This window comes from Thermospira aquatica, assembly GCF_023525255.1.
In the GTDB taxonomy this organism is placed as follows: Bacteria; Spirochaetota; Brevinematia; order Brevinematales; family Thermospiraceae; genus Thermospira; species Thermospira aquatica.
In genome coordinates this window covers 69,339-90,717 of record NZ_CP073355.1, presented here as the reverse complement: position 1 = coordinate 90,717, position 21,379 = coordinate 69,339, and the positions used below count along the sequence as shown (strand labels likewise).

Below are 21,379 nucleotides of genomic sequence, written 5' to 3'. Positions count from 1 at the left end.
TTTTTGTGAGAAAAATAGTATGCTATTTTTATCCGGATTATTTTTTCACGTGTTTATTTTTCATGGCATCAATATATTTTACTATTTTATTAAACAAAACATCATTTTCTGGTTTGTACTTTATCTTTAGTTTTTTTATTTCTGTTCCTAATTCTTCGTGAAACAGGATAGATTTTCTCATGCCTATCATTTGTGAAGGATACACACTCCTATGACCAGTCATGATAAAACTGATAATACAACTTATTGCTGCATAAGGAGCAACATTATTACCAAATAATTCTATAAACATGATACTGGCAGCAATTGGAGTATTGGTAGCCCCTGCAAGAAGACTTACCATACCAATCGCGGCAAAAATAGAGCTATCAAGATGGAATAGTTCGGCAAAAACACTTCCGGCGGTTGTACCAATAAAAAATATTGGTGTGATTATTCCGCCACTTCCTCCAAAACTCAGGGTAATACTGGTGAAGATTATTTTTATGATAAAAGCATACCAGACAATAGTGTTTCCCTGCAATACAGCTTCAATAGTGTCTAACCCCAGACCGAGATATTGCTTTGAAAAGGCAAAGGTGAGGAGAATTAATGCTAATCCACCGATAAGGCCTTTGAAAGGAGGCCATATTTTTAGTTTATGCGATGACCATTCAAAGAGTTTTAATACTTCGATAAAGAAGAAAGAAACAAGACCAAAAAATATCCCAGCCATGACGATATTGATAAAAAGCATTTCATTAAAAGCCATATTGATATTGATGTGATGATAAAAATAATTTATCCCTAATTTTGAAGCAATATGAAAGGCAATCATTCCCGAAATAAAAGAAGGTAAAAGAACTTCATATAACATACTTCCGACAATAAGTACCTCTATTCCAAAGATCGCCCCTGCCATGGGAGTACCGAATACGGCAGCAAATCCCGCACTTATGCCACAGATAACGAGTTTTTTTCGATCGTTTTTATTCAATCTCAAGAGATCAGAAAAAATTGATGCTAAGCCAGCTCCAATTTGTGCACTTGGTCCTTCTTTGCCTGCAGAACCACCAAAAGCTAAAGTAATTATGGTAGCAACTAATTTTACTGGCACTACGAGTGGATGTATTTTGCCATTGTTTTTGTGTATAGCTTCTATGACTTTTTCTGTTCCGTGACCTTCTGCCTCGGGTGCCAAGTATTTTATCACTATAATGGTAAGAAAAAAAACAAGAGGTAAAAATAAAAAGTACCATGAGAACTTATGAGTAAATTCTATGCTGATATTCAATAGTTTTAAAAACATTGTGGTGGCGAAACCCACTATTATACCCACGAGAGTGGCTAATATAAGCCATTTGACGGTAGTAAAAAGTAAAAGTAAGCCTTCGTATACTCGACGTTTCATAGAGAGAATCTCACCTCACAGACTTTCTTTGAGTCTTTATGGATTGGTTGGTTTCAACCACTGCTTCTCCTCTCTCAGGGGGATAAAGATAGCTATCTCTTTTGATCTCAACTCCTCAGCCAAGGAAGGAGTTTTTCCTTCTGTGATATGGTTTTATGTGACAGTTTTCTCCTTTGATACTTATTATACATGAAAATAGGAATTTTGTCAATTTTTCGAATTGCTTCATAATAAAAGTACTCGAAAAGGGAACGTTACTTCAAAATAAAAAAGTACTTTAAATTTGTGTAAAATAATCCAGTTCAAAGAACTGGAGGTAAAAGGTGGAGTTAGCGATGTTTGAAAGGAGACCTATTTACAGGGAAACGGCAAAACAATATCAAAAAGCCAGCAAAAAGGAAAAAATGGAGATACTGGATTATTTTGTGAGGATAACAGGCCTAAAAAATCGAAACTATGCCGCCAGGCTCTTGAGGCAGCACGGAAAAACCATCTATGTAGGCAAGAAAAATTACCTTAAAGCCGACATAGCCAAAAAGGGCAAAAGACCTGGCAGAAAGAAAAAATTCGGCGAAGGAGAACTAAAAATGCTAAAACAGGTCTGGGAAATTGAAAACTACATGTGTGGCAAACGTTTAAAGCCAATTTTAAATGAAGTTTTAGATAATCTCTTAGCAAACGGACATCTCCACGGTTCTCCACAGGCTATAGAAAACTTGCGCCATATAAGTGCCTCAAGTATTGACCGACTTTTGAAGCATGAGCGTAAAAAGCTTGAGATAAAAGGACGAAAAGGCACAAAGCCTGGAACGTTGTTAAAGCAACAAATAGCTATACGCACGTGGGCAGAGTGGGATGAAAATTGCCCTGGGTTCATGGAGATTGATCTGGTAGCCCATGAGGGAGGAAATAGCCGGGGAGATTTTGCTCAAACATTAAATATGGTGGATGTTTGGAGCGGTTGGACAGAGCTTGTGGCAATCAAAAACAAAGCTTCAAAATGGGTAAGAGAAGCCATAGAAAAAGTCCAAAGAAGACTTCCTTTTGAGTTACGGGGAATTGATTCTGATACCGGTGCTGAATTTATTAATCATCCTCTACGCGATTGGTGTGAGAAGAACCAGATAAAATTTACAAGGGGAAGAAGCTCCCGTTCCAATGATAACTGCTACGTCGAGCAGAAAAACTATTCCATAGTTCGTCAGAATGTTGGGTACTTTCGCTACGATACCGAGGAAGAAGTCTACTACTTGAACCGACTCTATGCGTATCTCAGGCTTTATGCCAACTTTTTTCAACCGGTTATGAAAATGACAGAGAAAAAGAGAATCGGAAGCAAAAAGAAGCATGATGATATTAAAACTCCCTACCAACGGCTTTTAGAAAGCTCTTATGTAAGTGAGGCACAAAAGGAACGCCTAACAAGGCTTTATAAGGCTCTCGATTTGTTTCACCTAAGAAAAAAAATTACAGCTTGCCAGAGAAAACTTTTCAGCCTTCAAAAGAAAAAGAATGTAAAAAACAAAAATTTGGAGGAAACTGTATGGAATTTTTGAGTACTTTTTTTTATGAGGCAATGATTCGAATTTCGAGTACTTTTTTATTTGACGCAACGGGGTACTCGAATTGCTTCATAATAAAAGTACTCGAAAAGGGAACGCTATTGCAAAAATAAAAAAGTACTCCAAATCTGTGTGTAAAATAATCCAGTTCATGGCTCGACAAGCTCGCCAACCGTGGCTCGACAGGCTCGCCAACCGTGGCTCGACAAGCTCGCCAACCGTGGCTCAACAGGCTCGCCAACCGGAATTGGGGTGGCGATGTTTGAAAGGAGACCTATTTACAGGGAAACGGCAAAACAATATCAAAAAGCCAGCAAAAAGGAAAAAATGGAGATACTGGATTATTTTGTGAGGATAACAGGCCTAAAAAATCGAAACTATGCCGCCAGGCTCTTGAGGCAGCACGAAAACCATCTATGTAGGCAAGAAAATTACCTTAGCCGATATAGCCAAAAAGGGCAAAAGACCGCAGAAAGAAAAATTGGCGAAGAGGAACTAAAACTTCTAAAAAAGGTCTGGGAAATTGAAAACTACATGTGTGGCAAACGCTTAAAGCCGATTTTAAATGAAGTTTTAGATAATCTCTTAGCAAACGGACATCTCCACGGTTCTCCACAGGCTATAGAAAACTTGCGCCATATAAGTGCTTCCGTATTGACAGACTTTGAAACATGAGCGTAAAAAGCTTGAGATAAAAGGACGAAAAGGCACAAAACCTGGAACGCTATTAAAGCAACAAATAGCTATACGCACGTGGGCAGAGTGGGATGAAAATTGCCCTGGTTTTATGGAGATTGATCTGGTTGCCCATGAGGGAGGAAATAGTCGGGAGATTTTGCTCAAACATTAAATATGGTGGATGTTTGGAGCGGTTGGACAGAACTTGTGGCAATCAAAACAAAGCTTCAAAATGGGTAAGAGAAGCCATAGAAAAGTCCAAAGAAGACTTCCTTTGAGTTACGGGGAATTGATTCTGATACCGTGCTGAATTTATTAATCATCCTCTACGCGATTGGTGGAGAAGAACCAGATAAAATTTACAAGGGGAGAAGCTCCGTTCCAATGATAACTGCTACGTTGAGCAGAAAAACTATTCCATAGTCCGCCAGAATGTTGGATACTTCCGCTACGATACCGAGGAAGAAGTCTACTACTTGAACCGACTCTATGCGTATCTCAGGCTTTATGCCAACTTTTTTCAACCTGTTATGAAAATGACAGAGAAAAAGAGAATCGGAAGCAAGGTGCAAAAGAAGCATGATGATATTAAAACTCCCTACCAACGGCTTTTAGAAAGCTCTTATGTAAGTGAGGCACAAAAGGAACGCCTAACAAGGCTTTATAAGGCTCTCGATTTGTTTCACCTAAGACAAAAAATTACGGCTTGCCAGAGAAAACTTTTCAGCCTTCAAAAGAAAAAGAATGTAAAAAACAAAAATTTGGAGGAAACTGTATGGAATTTTTGAGTACTTTTTTTTATGAGGCAATGATTCGAATTTCGAGTACTTTTTATTTGACGGGAAAGAGAGTATTTAGAGATTTACCTGAAAACAATCCTCCCACAAAAGGCAATGGCTTTTACTTTAGGGATTTAAAAGACAGCTTTTGGCGAGCTTACACCATACGTGTTCCAAGAACAAGGGATAATGGATTTAAAAGTGCCCTTCTTCCCTATCGCAAACGCATCACAGAAGACTTAGATGCATTAATCAGGGCTATGTTGATATCAGGAATGTCAACAAGGAAGATAGCAGAAGTTTTAAAAGAGCTTTATGAAATAAAGATTTCTTATGCTAACATCTCAAGGATAAGCCAGGTAGGCATAGAAGAGATTCAGAAGTGGCGTAGTCGCCCTCTCATGGAAGAATATGCCGTGGTATTTCTGGATGCTATGGTGTTTCCTATCAAGAGAGATAGGGTAGAAAATGAATCAATATATGTAGCTATAGGCATTACACCTGAGGGAAGACGGGAGATTTTAGGATACTACCTGCCAGGAGGCATGGAAGTGCTTATAACTGGCGGGAAATTTTGTAGATATAAAGAGAAAGAGGTGTCAAACAGATTCATTTTATTGTCTCTGATGGCTTAAGTGGTATGAAAAACGTCATAACAGAGATATATCCCCACGCAAAGTATCAGCCCTGTGTAGTCCATGTCATGAGAAACATACTGGCTAAAGTGAGAGTTCAACACAGAAATATCATTGCCACTGAAATAAAAGAGGTATTTCATGCCAAAGACAAACAGGAGGCAGAACAATTGTTTATGAAATTTACACAAAAATGGAAAAATATCTATCCCAACTTAATGAATAACCTCTTGACAATAAGAGAGAATATATTCACTTACATGGAATTACCTGAAGGAATACGAAGCATGGTGTATACAAACAATGCCCTGGAAAGACTCTTTAAAGAACTTAAAAGGAGATTAAAAACAATGGAAATGTGTCAAAGCGAGGCTTCAGCTGAGAAATATCTTTACCTGTTATTAAGATACCAAAATGAGAAGTTCTTAAAAAGAAAGTTAAAAAATTGGGAGTATTACTTTCAACTCTATCGTGAGCAACACTCATACACCAAAGAAAATATTCACAGCGAGGTTATCCTATGACTAGACACAATTTTCTTGACACAATGGAAGGCTTTATAATGTAATATAAAAACATATATTCATGAGTAGGATGTATGAAAACGTCAAAATGGTGGTTGGTGTTGGGGATGGTGTTGGTGTTGTTGGGTGGATGTGGATTAAACCCTGCCTCTGATAGCAGTGAGGAAGTATATGACCTCGAGAAAGCAACGGTAGTGGTAGAACTCTCTACGGGAAATGTGTCAGGTGGAGGAAGTGGTATCTCTCCCAGTGTGATCGAAGTGGAAGAACTTCTTATTATGGGAGCTACTATTGCGCTCAGTAATTCCCTGGGTTGGGGAGAGGTAAAATCATGGACCCGTGGGGATCCAATGGTGTTTACTTTTCAAGTTCCCAGGAAAGGGATTTATACCCTCACGGTAACAGATTGGGATACAGCGGGCCATACCAATGTAGCGACAGCAGTTATTCACGTGGCGGCAGGCAGCAATTATCGAATAAGGGTAACGCTAGGTGGTGTTATTTACATCGAAGGAGAGGATCTCTCCGGGCTTACTTTCTATTCTTCTTTTGATGATCTGGGAAGTACCCTTTCTCCTTTGGTTGGACCAAGGGGGTATGCAACCACTACTAATCTCTCTTTTGTAGCAGGAAAATTCGGAAATGCCTATTATGCCCCCTACAATGTAGACTTCGGGATAGTGTATTCTAATTTTGTTCTCCCCTCAACAGAAGGGTGTATTGAATTCTGGGCGAAGCTTGTTAATCCTCCCGTAAACATCCCGGTGGGAGATGCTCCGGTTTTTGTGCGTATAGGAGAGGGTAACTATGAATATCGGGTACTCTTTAATGCGAATGATGGAGTAGGGGGAAGCGGGCTTTGTGGAAATGTTCATGCGAGTGGTGACGGTTTGGCTATGGTGACGCTTGCGACAGGAGGTTCGAGGTATAGCGATATTCTCTCCTCGGGGGTGACAAACTGGAATCACTATGCCCTCGTGTGGAGGAGTGATGGCTTTGAAGATGGCAGGAGGGCACGGCTCTATCTCAATGGGCAAGTAGTTTCCCCCTCCTCGTATAGAGACACCCTTGGACCGGCAGATATTCCTGGTTTTACCAATGCGGTGATTCAGATTTTACAGAATGTAAACTCAAGTGGAGGAGTTATTATTGACGAGCTTAGGATATGGAGCTATGCTAAGACAAATTTCTCTCTCTAAAGGTGTAGAAAGTTCTGTGGTGGAGCATTCGGGTAGAATGCTCCACCATTTTTTGTTTTTGTGTTTTTATAAGGAGGAAAAGTCTATGGCAAAACTTCTTTCCATTCGAGAAAGGCTTCATAATCCGAGAATGACGAAGGTGGAGTATGTTCAGAGAAAGGTTCACAGGGAACTCATCCGTGGGATCCATCTTTCTGAGCACATGAAGATGCTGTCGTTTTCGTGTGGAGACGGGATATGGGATTATATTTCTGTGCAAGAAAATCCTTTTATAAAGGAGGTAATCGCGACAGATATAGTAGAGTGTCCTGTTAAAGAAGAAGATAGACTTTTGCTTAATCAGCACACTCGCTGGCAGTTTCAAAGAGTGAAGCCAGACGACGTTCTTCCTTTTGCTGATGAAGAGTTTGATATTATTATCCATCATGATGTGTTAGAGCATACCCTGAAACCCCATCTTGTTTTAACGGAACAGTACCGCGTTCTCAAAAAGGGAGGAGTTCTTCTTTTTGGGACACCCAATCTTTTGAGACCTATGAATATTGTGAAACTCTTGTTGGGGAGGCTTGTTTTTCCTATCAAGATTGGTTCTTATGAGGAAACAGGGGATTATATCCATATCCAGGAGTTTCATGAACAACAGGTGAGGGTGATGCTGGAGGAGATAGGATTTCGTGATATCCTGGTTATGCATGCTTACTTTGGCATCCTTCCCCTCCGGATATGTTTTTCTCTTTTGCCAAAATCTTCTCTCGGAAAGGGAATGTGTCATTATCTTGTTTTTTTGGCGAAAAAGTGAGGATCTTTTGGAGGGGGAAGAGGGGAAAAAATAAACCCCCGATGCACGTGCACCGGGGGATGGGATTAAAACTGCTTGAGATAATTGACAATATGGGTATGTTTAGCTGCTCTTGCGCTGTCTATAGCCTTCCAGCCATCCTCGTCTTTAGCGTGAACGTTGGCGCCTTTTTCCACGAGCATCTTGACAATATCAAGATTTCCTTCATGGGCGGCAAGCATAAGGGGAGTGACTTGGTGAATGGAGGTTCTATTAATGTTTGCACCTTTCTCCACGAGATATTTTGCTATTTCATAATGACCTTCACGGCAGGCATGAAAAAGAGGGGTCCAACCCGTTGTGTCAGGAGGGTCTATTTCAGCCCCTTTTTCGATGAGATACTTAACAATAGAAAATTGTCCTTGTTTTACTGCTACTGCAAGAGGAGTCCAGAGATTTTTATCCCGGCTGTTGATGTCCAGTCCTGCTTCTAACAAGAATTTTACATTTTCTATATTGCCCCCTCCGCATGCGTAAAAGAGAGCATTCCCTCCAGCTTTATCTTTCGCAGAAATATCGGCTTTTTGGGATTGAAGATACGTGAGCATTTCGACATTAGCAGACTGAGCAGCGAGCATGAAAGGGCTTTTACCAGCTTTATCTTTGGCATTGATGTTCGCGTTGTTGACTATAAGAATTTTAGCAGTCTCAAGAGATTCATTTCTTACAGCATAGTGGAGAGCTGTCCAGCCATCCTTGTCTGGGTCGTTGACGTTGGCTCCTTTTTGGAGAAGGTAACTGACGATATCTGCATGACCCTGACTTGCGGCTATTGAAAGGACGGTGGAAATATTGGAGGTTACTTTTTGCTCCAGGTTAACCCCGTGTTCCACGAGGAGGTACACGATATTGATATGACCTTCGTAACAGGCTTCCGCCATGGCGCTCCACAGGGTGGAGGAAAGGAGGTGTATGTCTGCCCCGGCATTCAGGAGCGCTTCCGCAACAGCAATCTGGTTTTGGTTGGCAGCTGCCTGGAGGGCAAAGATACCATCTTTTCCCATTCTTGCATTGACATCTACTCCCTCAGCAATGAGTCGGTTTACCGTCTCGATATCCCCATGATAACTTGCCGAAATAAGCAGTGCTTGTTTTTCTTCTGGTCTTGTACCGGTACACCCCAGAAAACCTAATCCCAGGATAAGGAGAACGATCTTTTTGATGTGATTCATTTCACACCTCCTTTTAGAAAGCATTTTCAAATTCTTGAAAAAATTTTAATGTATACAGATTTTTTTTTCAAATTTTGACTCCTATATTATGGGTTTGCGTTTTGAGGTATTTTCCGTTATACTTTCTCAGGTAAAATTTGATAAATTTTTGGGGGTCTTTATGAGAAGATGGTGGTTGGTATGGGTATGTTTTTTTCTCATTGGGTGTGGGGAAACTACTGTGAATCTTCCACGGGCGAAAGGGGTAGTGGGAAGATATGCCCCCCGTGTTGTAAGAAATGAAGTTACCTTTTCTCTGTATGCTCCTGAGGCAGAGATGGTGAATATAGCAGGAACATTTAACGGATGGAACCCTGATAGCACACCGATGGTTCGGGGAGAGGATGGCGTTTGGAGAGTTACACTTCCACTTGTGTATGGACGTCAATATATGTACAAGTTTATTGTTGATGGATTCTGGATAGCAGATCCAGACAATCCTTCGGTTGTTCCGGATGAGTATGGTGGCTTGAATTCCATCATCTATGTAAAAGAAAAGTAGGGGGGAAAGATGAAAAGGTATATGCTTTTTCTTTTCGGGATAGTGTTTTTAAAGGCTTGGGGTTTAGACTGGGAGACGATTCCCCCTTTGCAGTCTGTGGAAACCATTCGTCTTTCTAATGGTCTGGTGGTGTATTTTCAGCAGGATAATTCAATCCCTCTTGTGTTTGTTTCGGTGGTGTACAAGGTTGGTTTTCGTAATGAAAACACCAATCAAAAGGGGTATACCCATCTGCTTGAACATATGATGTTTAAGGAAAGCGCAAGGTATCCGGATGGGTTAATTCACAGGATCTATGGAAGAGAAGCGGTGAAGTATAATGCCCATACCGACTTTGATAAAACAGTGTACTATGTTATAGCTCCTCCCTCAACACTTGAAACGATCTTCAAAATTGAATCCGATAGGATGCAAAATCTTCTCCTGGATAGACACGAATTTGAACTGGAACGGCAGGTAGTTGCTGATGAACTCAATGGCTATGAGTCTATTCCCGAGTATCGTCTCAATATGGGGATGATGTCAAAGGCTTTTCCGGGACATCCTTTTTCCTGGAGGGGAGGCAAGGCCTCTGAGATTTTGCAGGCCTCGTATGAAGAGGTGGTAGATCTCTATCGTACGTATTACGCTCCCAATAATGCCTTCATTGTAGTTGTTGGTCAAGTAGACAAAAAAACCTTGCTTGCTCTGCTTCAGCAATATTTTGCTCCCCTTGTTCCGAATAAAAAACTTCCTGTGGAACGACCTCAGCCTCCGCATTTTCAAGCGGGTGGATTGGTTTCTCTCACTGGTCCGGGGAAGGGACATTTTGGAGAGATAATTTTTAGTTTGCCCGGGTTTTCTCTGACCAATCGGGACTCTCTTCTGGCATATTTTATTGTAGAAGGCGGAATTATTCGAGAGATGTTCCATGAAGCCATGATGGATGGTTCCCTGTTGTCCCTTTATTATAAAGGGAATCCTTCTTTTCCCGGGACACAGGTGGAAAAGAGTTACCTTGATCGAGAAGTGGAAAGGGCCCGCAAAATGTTGTACTATAGGATGCTTATACGGCATCAGGACATTGGAGAAAGAGGGATGTTTTTGACAGAGTTTCTTCGGTATGGAGATCTCCAGAGTTTAAAAAAGTGGTTTCAAACTCTGGATAGTATTACTTCAGATGAGGTAGCTCAATTTCTCAAAACCTATCTTGTTTCTTCGAATGCAGTATCCGGGTATTTTACAGCGACATATTTTGCAGACGAGAAGAGAAGCTTTTCTTTTTCTTCTCCTATGGAAGAGGACTTTCACGAGAAATCAGGGCGTACTCTTTTAGAAAACGAAAAAAAAGATCTCATGCTCTATCACGAAAAGATGTATAAAGAGACAGAGGCGACTCTGAAGCAAATGTTTCACGGTGTGGAGCGATACGTGCTTTCGAATGGGATAGTTATTTTGATCAAACCAATTAAGGGCAAGAAAATCGTATCTTTGAGCTGGGATTTTCGAGAAACAGAATTTCAAATAAAAAAGCCCCATCAAATGAGGTTTTTGATGGATTATCTTACAGGTGGAGGACCTCAGTACCGATTACAAAAGGAACTCGCCGAAAGAGGAGGGAGGTTTTCTTCTTTTACTCTGACGGTGAGCTCAGAGGATAGCGAAGAGGCTGTTCACTATCTTGCCAGAATGTTGATTAACAGGCAGTTTTCCCCTCTGATACTGGAAGAAGCAAAAGAAGGGTATCTACGAGAGTATTGGCGGCGGAAAAAGAACCCTGATCCAGAGGAACAGGTCCGTCGTCTTATCAATACCTCATTGATGAAAGAAGGGTTATCTTTGGAGAATTTTGCTACACCGCAGACCATACTGAGTCTTCAGACAAAGGATATCGAATCATTGTATTACTCTATGGTGCGGCCAGAAAACCTTGTGATTGCTGTGGTGGGGGATGTGGATGTTTCAAAGATTCTTTTGCGTGTGAAAGCCCTCTTTGAAGGCTGGAAAGTGGATACCCCACCCCTTCCTCTGGAGAGAGAGGTTTTAAAGAAGACAACAAAAGCCCAGAGATTGGAGATTCGTATTCCTGGAGAACAGGGAATGGGTTTGATTGTGGGACGGTGGAAGGTGCCATATACCAACGGGCAGTTATGGGCGCGAGGGATTCTTTTAAATAGGATTCTCGGGGATCCGGAGTCCTCTTCACGTCTGATGGAAGAGATGAGAGAGACCCAGGGACTCACCTATAGTATGAGTACTGATCTCTGGATGATTTCTCCCAAAAAGGGGGGAGTATTGTACGCGTGTTATTTTACCACCTTCAAGCCCATGCTTCTCACGATGCTTGAGATTTACTATCGGAAATTCAATGAACTCAGGCTCAATGGCCCCGACGAAGAAGAGCTTCTTGAGAAAAAGATGAGGATGTATGCAGAAGAAATCTTTGATCTCTCTCATCCCGAGAGTTTTGCTTCCCTCCTTGTTTATAACGAAAAAATGCGTTACCAATACGACTACAATTTGATATTCTTGCGTCATATTTACGAGAGCACGACAAAAGATATTCAGGATCTTGCAGGGTGGGCTTTCCCCGATGGAGAAGAGTTAATCATTCTTGGGATATAATATTTTAATTATAGAATATTTTAATTATAAAAATAAAAAAGATGCTTGTTTTTAGCATTCTTGGTTTTTTATATTTCTTCCCTTGACTTTTCTAAAAAATATCTTATAATCAATGGGTAGTGGTTTATAATGTTTTCGTTATGCTAAAATTAGCCTGGGAGGCAGTGTGAATATACCAGAACTCCAGAAAGCGATTCTTCAGCTTAAAAAAGAAAAAAATGCCTATATTCTTGCGCATAACTATCAGCTTCCTGAGATTCAAGATGTGGCGGATCATGTCGCGGATTCGCTTGGTATGGCGAGACATGCCCTTACCATTAAAGAGGATCTGGTAGTGGTATGTGGTGTGTATTTCATGGCGGAAACCGTCTCGATTCTCAATCCTGAGAAGCGAATCTTGATTCCAGACACAAATGCAGGGTGTCCCCTGGCAAATTTTGCTCCTATCGAAGAGGTTCGCAGGTGGCGTCAACATTATCCTGATCATACGTTTGTGGCATATGTCAATTCAAGTGCTAAGGTGAAAGCCGAAGTGGACATCTGTTGTACCTCTGCCAATGCTGTGGATATCGTGCGGCGTGTAGAGGGGGACAAGATTGTATTTCTCCCGGATAAGAACCTGGGAAGATATGTGCAGAAGCGTGTACCGGAGAAGGAGATTGTTCTCTGGCCTGGATTCTGTGTGGTGCACGAAACGGCAGATATAGAGGCCATTGTGAAGACAAAGGAGCTTCATCCAGATGCTTTGGTGGTGGTGCATCCAGAATGTCCTGAAGAGATCCAGGAGATGGCAGATGGGATCTGTAGCACAGGACAGATGATTCAGTTTGTGGAGAATCATCCCGAGACAAAAGAGTTTATCATTGTCACCGAGTGGGGGATGGTCTACGCTTTGCAGAAAAGATTTCCCGATAGGGTTTTTATCGAACCTTCTCACCGCATGGAGTGTAAAAACATGAAGCGTATTACGCTGGCAAAACTTTATGATTCCCTGAAAGAAGAAAAGTTTGTTGTAAAAGTAGACGAACAGATTCGCCAGAAGGCTTATAAAAGTATAGAAAAAATGCTTGCTTAAGAAAGCAAAATGTGTTACAATTATAGAGAGAATACGAATAGGGGAGGTATGTATGCCATTTGTGGTTACTCTTGATGAGGCTCAAAAGGGTGTAAAATTTCCTACCAAAGAAGATGCTATTGAGGCCATGTGGGAGCTCTACAAAGACAAGATGAGTCGTGCTGATTTTGAGAAAATGATAGAAGCACACATCAAAGAGGTCTAATTCTTTTTGTGAAGCTTCTGGTGGTAAGCGATGTTGTGAATCAAAAACTCTACAGCCCGCTCGTCACAACAGTCGCTAAAGATGTTGATATTATTATTTCATGCGGGGATCTTCCGATGTATTATCTGGACTACCTCGTGTCGAGCTTGAATAAGCCACTTTTCTACGTGTGTGGAAACCATGATCATTACACAAAGAAAAAGACGTGGTGTGAAGGTCTGCGTGAGGTAAATGATTTCAAGTACCATTCACTGAATTACCAAAAAAAGTGTTTTTTTGGTGGTGTGAATATTGATATGAAGGTAGTAGAAAAAAATAAAGTGCTCTTTGCTGGTCTGGAGGGTTCGTATCTCTACAACTATGGAGAGCACCAGTACAATGAAAATCAGATGTGGAATCGTATTCTTATGATGTCTCCTTCTCTTTTTTATAATCGTTTGCGGCATCATCGTTACGTGGATGTTGTGGTGAGTCATGCCCCTCCGTATGGGATTCATGATCAGTCAGATTTGCCCCATCGTGGATTTGAGGCTTTTGTATCTTTTATCAAGACGTTTAAGCCCAAGGTATGGCTTCATGGTCATACCCATCTCTATGATAGGAATGCAACAAGAATCACCAAGGTGAATGGAACGTATGTAATTAATAGCTATGATTATCAGATTATAGATCTTGACCAGTATCTGGGAGAAAACCGTTAGGAGACAAAAATGAATAATCAGGTAAATTTTTACAATAAGGCACGCTGGGATTTTGAAAAGGCGAAAAATAAAGCCTTTTTTTCTCGTTTACTGAAGACCCTCTTTTCTCAGAATGATGAATTGTTGCGTTTTGATGAGGTAAAACATCTTCTGGCTCCTCATGGGATGGCGTATCGTGGGGTCAAAAGTATTCCTCTCGACAAAATCGTTGGTTCCGAGGGACGATATCAGGATTTTGATAGCAATTTTTTGCCTATCCATGAGCATAATCGACAGCGGTGGGAGAATATTGATGTGGCTCACTTGAAAGAGATTACACTTCCCCCTATTAAGGTGTACAAAGTAGGGGATTTCTATTTTGTTCGGGATGGGAACCATCGTGTCTCTGTGGCAAGACAGCTGGGTATGGAGTTTATTGACGCAGAGATCACCGAGCTTTTTGTGAAGGTGCCTATCCAGACGGAAAAGCTTGATCAGAAGAGTCTTCTTATTGCGGAGGGATACCGGTTTTTTCTTGAGAAGACGCAAATAGATAAAGTAGTGCCTGGTGAGACTTTTTCTCTAACGAATCCATGGGGATACTATCGTCTTGTTGAACATATTAATACGTATAAATATCTTCTCGAAGAAAAGTTTTGTCGGGCTTTTTCTATGCAGGAGGCAGCAAAAGAGTGGTACCAGAATCTTTATAGATCAGTAAGAGATATGATACGGAAAAATAAGATTCTCAAATATTTTCCAGGCAGAACAGAGGGAGATCTCTACATCTGGATTATGGATCACTGGCACTATCTCAAGGAAAGGTATGGTCCTATAGATCTGATTGTTGCTATGGAAGATTACACCAGAAAATTTGGGAAAAAATCCTGGTGGGAGAGGTTGCGGAGTTTTTTTGTCCGTCAGAAAGGGGAAAAAAGGGATGAAGCTCAAACAGGTTTTGATCGTCGCTAAAAAGAGTCGACCTCAGGTGGCCAAGGTTCTTCAAGCTCTGACTGAAGAACTTGCAAAACGAGGGATTGAATGGCTTCAGGTTGAACCAGCCTGGTATAAACTATCCAGTGAAGAGGTGCTTTCGGATTTTGATGTTCATTATCGTCATGAGGCCGAGGACGTTTGGGATTTTTGGTATTCCACTTATAGGGATTAATGCGGGGAAGTTGGGATTTCTGATGAGTATTTCTGCCGGCGAGTGTGGAAAGGTGATTGAAGATATAGAGGAGGGGAGGCTTTCAGTGTATGAGCGATTTCTTCTCGATGTGTCTGTGATGCGTTCGGGAAAGCCTCATCGATTTTCCCCTTTTATGAATGATGCGGTCATCGCCAGAGGGACACTGTCTCGTATGATTCCCATAGAAGTGTGGATAGAGGATGAGTTGTTTTCTCACTATTGGGCGGATGGTTTGATTGTTTCAACACCAACAGGTTCTACGGCTTACAATCTTTCGGCTGGTGGACCGATTCTCTCTCCTACACTTCCAGCGATGGTGATTACACCGATCTGTGCCCATACGCTGGCGGTTCGGCCGTTTGTGACGGATGTACATCACCGTATCAGGGTACGGATTGACGGAGATCCTCAGGAGAGTGCTTTGACAATCGATGGACAGGAGAATTTTCGTCTCCAGGAGGGGGATGAGATTTTTATTAGTCTCAGTGAAACGAAGATCAAGCTCTATGAACCCCATCATAAGCAATTCTACCAGCTTCTCAGAAAAAAACTAAGGTGGCAGGTATGATCCAGCGTTTAGCTATAAAGAACTATGCCATTATTGATCATCTTGAGATCGAGTTGGTTCCAGGATTTGTGGTGTTTACCGGAGAGACGGGAGCGGGGAAATCTATTATTCTCGGGGCTCTGGGACTTCTCACGGGAGAACGAGCGGATACTTCGGTGATTCGATCGGGATGTGAACGGGCGATTGTGGAGGGCGAGTTTTCAGTAAATGATCCCATGCTCAAAGAGATACTCAGGTCGATGGATATTGATCTCTCGGAGGGGCTTTTGATACGTCGGGAGATTGTGGCTGACGGTAGGGGGAGGGTTTTTATCAATGGTTTGCAGGAACCCCTCTCCAAGCTGGAGGCTATCGGGGAGTATCTGGTTGATTTTCATGGACAGCACGACCATCAGCTCCTCCTTCAGCAAAAGGTACACTTAGATCTGCTGGATAGGTATGGGGAGCTTTTTGGTGATCGGGAGGAGATAAAATCCCTTTATCAGAGGCTTCATCAGCTTCTGGCAACACTGTCGGATCTTCAGCAGGATGAAAGTCGGCTGGAACAGGAGAAGATCTTTTGGGAGACAGCGGTGGAGGATATCGGTGGTTCCAAGCTTTATCCTGAGGAGGAGAATGATCTGACCGAAGAGCTCAAGAGACTCGAAAATGGGGAAAAGATTGCTGAGGCTTTTGAACTGGCATACCAGGTGTTGTATGAACAGGATGGATCGGTACTGGCGAAACTCCAGAGGATGATGCATCCTCTTGCTGAAATAGCCGGAATGGATAGGGAATATCAGGAGATTTATGAGATCCTGGATGGGGTGTTTACGCAGGCTCAGGAGGCAGCCAATCTCGTACGGGAGGCGAAGAGTCGCCTCGATTTTGATCCTGGGCGAATGAATAGTATCATCGATTGCCTTGAGACGATCAAGGATCTCAAACGTAAATACAAGAAGAACACGGTTCAGGAACTTCTGGAGTACAAAGAGGAGTGTGAGGATCGGCTCAGACGTTTTTCTAATCGGGCTGAGGAGATTGTTTCTATTCAGCAGGAGATTGAGAAGACCAAGCAGGCTTATACCGATAAGGCCATGACCCTTTCTAAGAAACGTCAACAGGTGGCTCAGGATCTGGCTATGCGGATAGGTCAGGAGCTTGCTGAACTGGGAATGGACAAGGCTCGGTTTGTTGTGGATATCAAGTACGTGCGAGACGATGCTTCTCCTCTCGTGATCCAGGATATTCCTATCAAGATGTTTGAAACAGGGATTGATAGGGTAGAGTTTTTTATGACGACCAACCCGGGAGAGGAACCAAAACCATTGCGCAAGATTGCCTCAGGTGGAGAAATCTCACGGGTTATGCTGGCTTTGAAGAGCATCTTTTCTCGTTCGGATGTGGTAGAAACCCTGGTGTTTGATGAAATTGATGTGGGTATTGGAGGGCTTACGGCAAATCAGGTGGCAAAAAAGATGCGCGAGATTGCTTCTTACAAGCAGCTTCTTGTGATTACGCATCTCCCCCAGATTGCTTCGGCGGCTACCACGCACCTCAAGGTGATGAAAGAGGTCGTAAGTGAGAAAACCTTTACCAGGCTTTCTCTTCTCTCGGCGGAGCAGAGACGGGATGAGATTGCGCGTATGCTGGGGGGAGAAGATCAAAGTGCGAAAAATCATGCTGAGGAGATGATACGAAAATGGCAATAGGGGAAAAAAAATCTCGCTCTTTTCCTGTGACGGTACTTATTTTTCTTTTTCTTGTCGTTACAGCTGGCGGTTATTTGGTGTTGCAGTACTGGCGTACCTATTTTATTTCAGAAAAGATCCATCTCGATCAGGCTATCGAAAATCTCACGCGGGAGTTTTTGCTTTCGGAGATTTCGATTCAAGAGACCTCACCTGCTCTTGCAGGACAGTTGATTTTTTACGATTCTCAGGGAAGGGCTCTTCATAGTGAGGCTTTTGAGATGGGAGGAACAGATTTGTATGTAGAGTTTTTGTTTCTTTCCTGGAGCTATGGAACAAATACCTTTGTTTTTGGGTATCCTCTACGAGTGTATAGTGATGTGGTTGCTCCTGCAGATGGTGTGGAGGTGTTTGATCCGTATACCAACCGTCTTTTTCGTGGAGGGGAGATCGAGAAGCTTGCATATTTTCTTGTTTCGGGCAAGGATGTGGAAGAGGTTACCATACAGAAACGGGATACTATAGCCCTGCATCAGTATCCGGGAAAGTCGTGGCAAAAGGGACGGTATGAGGTGATCTACCGTCAGAATGGAACGGTAGAACTCCGGGAGAAATGATGGAAAGCCTGGAAGTTTTTCTCAGGGTTGGGCAAATTCTCAGTTCGATTCTGTCTTTTCTCTTGTTGACCCCGTGGGGGTGGGGTATTTTAGGTTTTTGGGGGCTTATCGTCCTGGTGAAACAGGGAATAAGTGGCGATGGAAAGTGGCGATGGAATGTTTTTGTGTTGAATCTTTCGGAAAAGATGGGAAGTCTTTTGATTTCTCTTCCTCAGATTGTGATAGCGCTTGTTTTTCTTTTTGCGATTGCATTTTTTGATAGGGATATTCGCTTATTTGTGGAGAATCTGAGGTTGGCGCGGGAAAAGACCGTTCTTGCCCAGACGCTTAAGAATCTCCGGTTTGAGGGAAAGATTCTCGAGATTACCGTGGCGCAGCATCCCTCCGGATATGAGTTGGTGCTTTCGTATTTTACCCATAGTCCGTGGCAGCAAAGGCCTCTTTTGAAGCATCAGGAGAGAATAGTGGTAGGTGAACAACGGGTGTATGTGGACTTTGGGGTATGTAATTTTGACTATACTGTTGTGGGAGAGGGAGGGGCATATAATCTTGCGTTTCCTTACCGATTGTACACGGCGAGACAATCACCAGAAAGGGGATACTCTCTTTTTTCGGGGGAGAAGGGGATACTCTGGCATTTTGCGATCCCTGAAGAGGAGCTTCTGGGGATGGAGGGGAGAGATTTTTTCTCTATGGGGCAAAAGATTGTTGCTTCTATCACCAACGCTTCCCTGGCGAAAAAACTCGGGATACGTACGTTTTACGGACAGGCGCTTGCGCTTGATCTGGTTCCAGGAAAACGCTATGAGTTTGTGACAACAGGTACAGGAGGAGTAAAACTTCTTCCTTAAAGGGGTTGTGGGGGTGATGATGGTTCTTCTTTGTGACGGTAGGCAACTTCTTTCTGATGGAGATACTGGAGATACTGGATATCAATACCGCTTCGATAAAGGTAGACCGTGTTGTTGTGAAAGAGAGGATCGGAAAGATCAGTGATGGCTTGTGAGAGTTTGAAATCCGGTGTTCCGGGGATGGGCGAGTAGTAGGCAAGCATGGGGAGAGCCCCTGAGGCGTAGATAAAATCCATCGTTTTTTCCACAGAGGAAAGGGTTTGCCCGGGAACGTTGGCGAGGGTGTAGACCCGGATGTGTTTTCGTTCAAAACCTGCCTTGAAGAGCATCTCTATAGCCCTGAGAAACTCGTCGTTTTTGGCTTTTTGTCCCTGGGTTTTCTGGAAAACTTCATCACTGGATTCAAGGGAGAGTCGTACGTCTATAAATCCTGCTTTTTTCATAAGTCTGGCCAAATCTTCTGTGAGAAAGCGGATGTGGAGGCCATTTGGCGTGTGAAAAGAACACTCGTATCCCTTTTCAAGGCTAAAAGTCAGCAAGGGGATAAGACGATCCTCCGGATGGACGAGAAGGGCATCATCATAAAAAGCGAAGTGGCGGACTTTTTTTTCTTCGTACAACCACTGGAAGGCAGCTATGGTTCTTTCTTTACTCAAGGGAAGAAAGGATAAGAGGCGTGGACTTGCACAGTAATGACATTTGAAGACGCATCCCATTGAAAGGAGAAGGGGGGCATACGCGTACTCACCAGCGATGGTATAATCAGGAACGATGTCTGTTTTTTGGATGGAAAGATTCAAAATCCTGGAAAGGGCTGTTGCGACCTGAGCCGGATGCTGAAAGGGGATCACGATGTCTCCACCGAGAGTTTGCGCATGGTCAGGGAGAAGAGAGGTGTAGATTCCCCCGAGAGCTATCCTGGCATGGGGGAACTTCTCGCGGAGAAGAGACAGAGTGTAGTGTAAGCCTGTGTACCAGTAAGTCATCCCACTGGAGACAAAGATCCAGTCAGGTTTTTCAGGAAGCTGGCCAAGTTTACGGAGGAAAAGATGTTCTGGCATACCGTAGCGTTTCCAGCGGCGGGGGATATCGCTCAGCTGGGGAGGCGTAGGGAGAACCTGCTGGAAGAAGTGGCCAGTACCGTCCGGTTTCAAGGTGAGATGGAGTTCGGGGATACTCCTGTCGAGGGCATTAATATACCAGATGTTCGCCTGGTCGGCAAGCATGTCGGCGATCATCCAGAGTCCCACGGGTTTGGCAAAGTGATCATAGGCGGCAAAGTCCTCGATGTAGGGGTAAACGAGGAGAATGTTTGGTTTAGGCATGAAACACTCGCTTATAGAAAAACCTTCCTTCTTTCCACTCTCCTATGGCAAGGAGTTTTTCGTCCTTGACAATCTGGTACATGCCATCATATTCCGGAGGGTTACAAAAAGCGTGAGGGGAAAGTTTTCTCCCCTGAAGGATCCATGAGGCTTCTTTGATTTCGAGAGAGGGAAGTGTGACGACAGTTCTCATGGGAAGAAGAAACTCTGTCCAGTTAGTTTCTGTGAGACGGGAGATGTCAGCACATTGTTCGAGGGTAATTCCCAGAGTTTGGGTGCGAATGAGACGAGCAACATGCCCATAACAGCCCAGGGCGTTGCCAATATCTCGGGCAAGGCTCCGGATATAGGTTCCCGAGGAACAGAGGACACGGGTATGGAGGATACGGTTTTGTTGATCATACGAGAGGATTTCATGGGAAAAAATCTCCACCTCACGGGGCTGGAGGTTGGGTTGTTTCCCTTCTCTGGCCAGTTCATAGGCACGCTTACCCTTGACCTTGAGAGCTGAGTAGGCTGGTGGAATCTGGGAGAGGTGTCCTGTGAAGTGGCTGATAACTTCTCTTACCTGGTCAGGGGAAGGAATGATAGGGGATGTTGCATAGATCTCTCCATCGGCATCATCGGTTGTTGTGGCTGAGCCAAACTGAATCCAGACCTCGTAGGTTTTGTTGTGTTCGAGGATGAAGTCAAAGAGTTTTGTGGCTTCACCGATAAGAAGGAGGAGAACACCCTCTGCCAGGGGATCAAGGGTTCCGCCATGACCGATTTTGTGTTTCTGGAGGGTTGGGATGGCTTTTTGGAGAAAACGGATGACATCGTACGATGACATCCCTTGGGGTTTGGAAACGGGGAGAATACCGTTCATCAGTTAGCAACCTGAACCTCGATAGTTTGTGTTGTTACCTGCCCGTCTATGTCATACACGGATGCAGTGATTTGATAAAATCCGTTGGGATACTCTCCCGTGGTTGTATCCCACTCACACGTATAGGGACCTGGCGCGTTAATTGTCTTAAAGAGGACGTTTTGAATAAAAACCTCAACCCTGTCAACGACTATCCCCGGTGGAGGGGAGAGGGAGATAATGACGACCCCACGAACTGTCTCTCCATCCCTTGGGGAGAGGATGATACCATCCTCTATGGTAGTTGTACAGGATAGTGTTACCAAGAAAGTAGAGAGGAAGAAATATTTTTTGAGATTCATTGCTATCTCCATGTTTTTATTATAACATAAAACACTACTATTTGCAAATCTTACAGGATATGTATTGG

Annotated in this window: 22 protein-coding genes and 1 pseudogene; 18 read left to right on the top strand and 5 right to left on the bottom strand. The window is 43.0% G+C overall.

Going from position 1 to position 21,379, the window contains the following annotated elements; all coding sequences use genetic code 11:
- Positions 1–37: 37 nt before the first annotated feature.
- On the bottom strand, positions 38–1,390 hold the full coding sequence (locus tag KDW03_RS00470) for a chloride channel protein (protein WP_271435446.1): 1,353 nt from the start codon (positions 1,388–1,390) through the stop codon (positions 38–40).
- A gap of 335 nt (positions 1,391–1,725) precedes the next feature.
- Here KDW03_RS00470 and KDW03_RS00465 point away from each other — a divergent pair, with 335 nt between their 5' ends.
- The 7 genes and pseudogenes from KDW03_RS00465 to KDW03_RS00430 all read left to right on the top strand — a co-directional run bounded on the left by KDW03_RS00465 (position 1,726) and on the right by KDW03_RS00430 (position 7,566).
- A complete protein-coding gene (locus KDW03_RS00465) occupies positions 1,726–2,946 on the top strand; it encodes an integrase catalytic domain-containing protein (RefSeq protein ID WP_271435445.1) in 1,221 nt (406 codons plus the stop codon).
- Positions 2,947–3,126: 180 nt separating this feature from the next.
- A complete protein-coding gene (locus tag KDW03_RS00460; RefSeq protein WP_271435444.1) occupies positions 3,127–3,627 on the top strand; it encodes a hypothetical protein in 501 nt (166 codons plus the stop codon).
- Complete coding sequence (locus KDW03_RS00455) at positions 3,617–3,802, top strand: hypothetical protein (RefSeq protein WP_271435443.1); 186 nt, start codon at positions 3,617–3,619, stop codon at positions 3,800–3,802. Before KDW03_RS00460 ends, KDW03_RS00455 begins: the two co-directional genes overlap by 11 nt.
- Positions 3,803–4,106: 304 nt before the next feature.
- Positions 4,107–4,418 carry a hypothetical protein gene (locus KDW03_RS00450; protein WP_271434672.1) on the top strand — a complete coding sequence of 104 codons (312 nt, stop codon included), beginning with the start codon at positions 4,107–4,109 and terminating at the stop codon, positions 4,416–4,418.
- Positions 4,406–5,568, top strand: a pseudogene (locus tag KDW03_RS12475) (IS256 family transposase). The gene KDW03_RS00450 and the pseudogene KDW03_RS12475 overlap by 13 nt, the downstream one beginning before the upstream one ends.
- 74 nt (positions 5,569–5,642) lie before the next feature.
- Positions 5,643–6,767 (top strand): LamG-like jellyroll fold domain-containing protein, encoded by a 1,125-nt coding sequence (locus KDW03_RS00435; RefSeq protein WP_271435440.1) that lies wholly within the window; start codon positions 5,643–5,645, stop codon positions 6,765–6,767.
- An 85-nt stretch (positions 6,768–6,852) separates the two neighbouring features.
- Positions 6,853–7,566 carry a class I SAM-dependent methyltransferase gene (locus KDW03_RS00430; protein WP_271435439.1) on the top strand — a complete coding sequence of 238 codons (714 nt, stop codon included), beginning with the start codon at positions 6,853–6,855 and terminating at the stop codon, positions 7,564–7,566.
- Between the two features lie 65 nt (positions 7,567–7,631).
- On the opposite strand, the gene KDW03_RS00425 is transcribed toward KDW03_RS00430, so the two are convergent.
- On the bottom strand, positions 7,632–8,777 hold the full coding sequence (locus tag KDW03_RS00425) for an ankyrin repeat domain-containing protein (protein ID WP_271435438.1): 1,146 nt from the start codon (positions 8,775–8,777) through the stop codon (positions 7,632–7,634).
- Between the two features lie 160 nt (positions 8,778–8,937).
- On the opposite strand from KDW03_RS00425, the gene KDW03_RS00420 reads away from it, so the two are divergent.
- From KDW03_RS00420 to KDW03_RS00370, 11 genes are all read left to right on the top strand, one after another.
- Positions 8,938–9,318: a glycogen-binding domain-containing protein gene (locus KDW03_RS00420; RefSeq protein WP_271435437.1), complete on the top strand. Its 381-nt coding sequence runs from the start codon at positions 8,938–8,940 to the stop codon at positions 9,316–9,318.
- Between the two features lie 9 nt (positions 9,319–9,327).
- Complete coding sequence (locus KDW03_RS00415; RefSeq protein ID WP_271435436.1) at positions 9,328–11,922, top strand: M16 family metallopeptidase; 2,595 nt, start codon at positions 9,328–9,330, stop codon at positions 11,920–11,922.
- A gap of 166 nt (positions 11,923–12,088) precedes the next feature.
- Positions 12,089–12,997, top strand: coding sequence for a quinolinate synthase NadA (gene nadA / locus KDW03_RS00410; protein ID WP_271435435.1), 909 nt, complete (start codon positions 12,089–12,091; stop codon positions 12,995–12,997).
- Between the two features lie 52 nt (positions 12,998–13,049).
- Positions 13,050–13,202 carry a hypothetical protein gene (locus KDW03_RS00405; RefSeq protein ID WP_271435434.1) on the top strand — a complete coding sequence of 51 codons (153 nt, stop codon included), beginning with the start codon at positions 13,050–13,052 and terminating at the stop codon, positions 13,200–13,202.
- A gap of 8 nt (positions 13,203–13,210) precedes the next feature.
- Positions 13,211–13,903 (top strand): metallophosphoesterase family protein, encoded by a 693-nt coding sequence (locus tag KDW03_RS00400; RefSeq protein ID WP_271435433.1) that lies wholly within the window; start codon positions 13,211–13,213, stop codon positions 13,901–13,903.
- Positions 13,904–13,912: 9 nt separating this feature from the next.
- Entirely contained in the window at positions 13,913–14,854 is a 942-nt protein-coding gene (locus KDW03_RS00395) for a ParB N-terminal domain-containing protein (protein ID WP_271435432.1), read from the top strand.
- The gene (locus tag KDW03_RS00390; RefSeq protein WP_271435431.1) at positions 14,823–15,050 is read left to right on the top strand and encodes a hypothetical protein; all 228 of its coding nucleotides are present in this window, start codon (positions 14,823–14,825) and stop codon (positions 15,048–15,050) included. Before KDW03_RS00395 ends, KDW03_RS00390 begins: the two co-directional genes overlap by 32 nt.
- Positions 14,986–15,639 (top strand): NAD(+)/NADH kinase, encoded by a 654-nt coding sequence (locus tag KDW03_RS00385; protein WP_271436497.1) that lies wholly within the window; start codon positions 14,986–14,988, stop codon positions 15,637–15,639. The genes KDW03_RS00390 and KDW03_RS00385 overlap by 65 nt, the downstream gene beginning before the upstream one ends.
- Positions 15,636–17,330 (top strand): DNA repair protein RecN, encoded by a 1,695-nt coding sequence (gene recN, locus KDW03_RS00380; RefSeq protein WP_271435430.1) that lies wholly within the window; start codon positions 15,636–15,638, stop codon positions 17,328–17,330. Before KDW03_RS00385 ends, recN begins: the two co-directional genes overlap by 4 nt.
- Positions 17,321–17,926: a hypothetical protein gene (locus tag KDW03_RS00375; protein ID WP_271435429.1), complete on the top strand. Its 606-nt coding sequence runs from the start codon at positions 17,321–17,323 to the stop codon at positions 17,924–17,926. The genes recN and KDW03_RS00375 overlap by 10 nt, the downstream gene beginning before the upstream one ends.
- A complete protein-coding gene (locus KDW03_RS00370; RefSeq protein ID WP_271435428.1) occupies positions 17,926–18,777 on the top strand; it encodes a hypothetical protein in 852 nt (283 codons plus the stop codon). Before KDW03_RS00375 ends, KDW03_RS00370 begins: the two co-directional genes overlap by 1 nt.
- Here the strand turns inward: KDW03_RS00370 and KDW03_RS00365 are convergent.
- Genes KDW03_RS00365 through KDW03_RS00355 form a run of 3 tightly spaced genes read right to left on the bottom strand, consistent with a single transcriptional unit; the run spans position 18,774 to position 21,311 of the window.
- Entirely contained in the window at positions 18,774–20,102 is a 1,329-nt protein-coding gene (locus KDW03_RS00365) for a B12-binding domain-containing radical SAM protein (RefSeq protein ID WP_271435427.1), read from the bottom strand. The genes KDW03_RS00370 and KDW03_RS00365 overlap by 4 nt on opposite strands.
- Positions 20,095–20,970: a tRNA pseudouridine(55) synthase TruB gene (gene truB, locus KDW03_RS00360; RefSeq protein ID WP_271435426.1), complete on the bottom strand. Its 876-nt coding sequence runs from the start codon at positions 20,968–20,970 to the stop codon at positions 20,095–20,097. The genes KDW03_RS00365 and truB overlap by 8 nt, the downstream gene beginning before the upstream one ends.
- The gene (locus KDW03_RS00355) at positions 20,970–21,311 is read right to left on the bottom strand and encodes an Ig-like domain-containing protein (protein ID WP_271435425.1); all 342 of its coding nucleotides are present in this window, start codon (positions 21,309–21,311) and stop codon (positions 20,970–20,972) included. The genes truB and KDW03_RS00355 overlap by 1 nt, the downstream gene beginning before the upstream one ends.
- Positions 21,312–21,379: the final 68 nt, after the last annotated feature.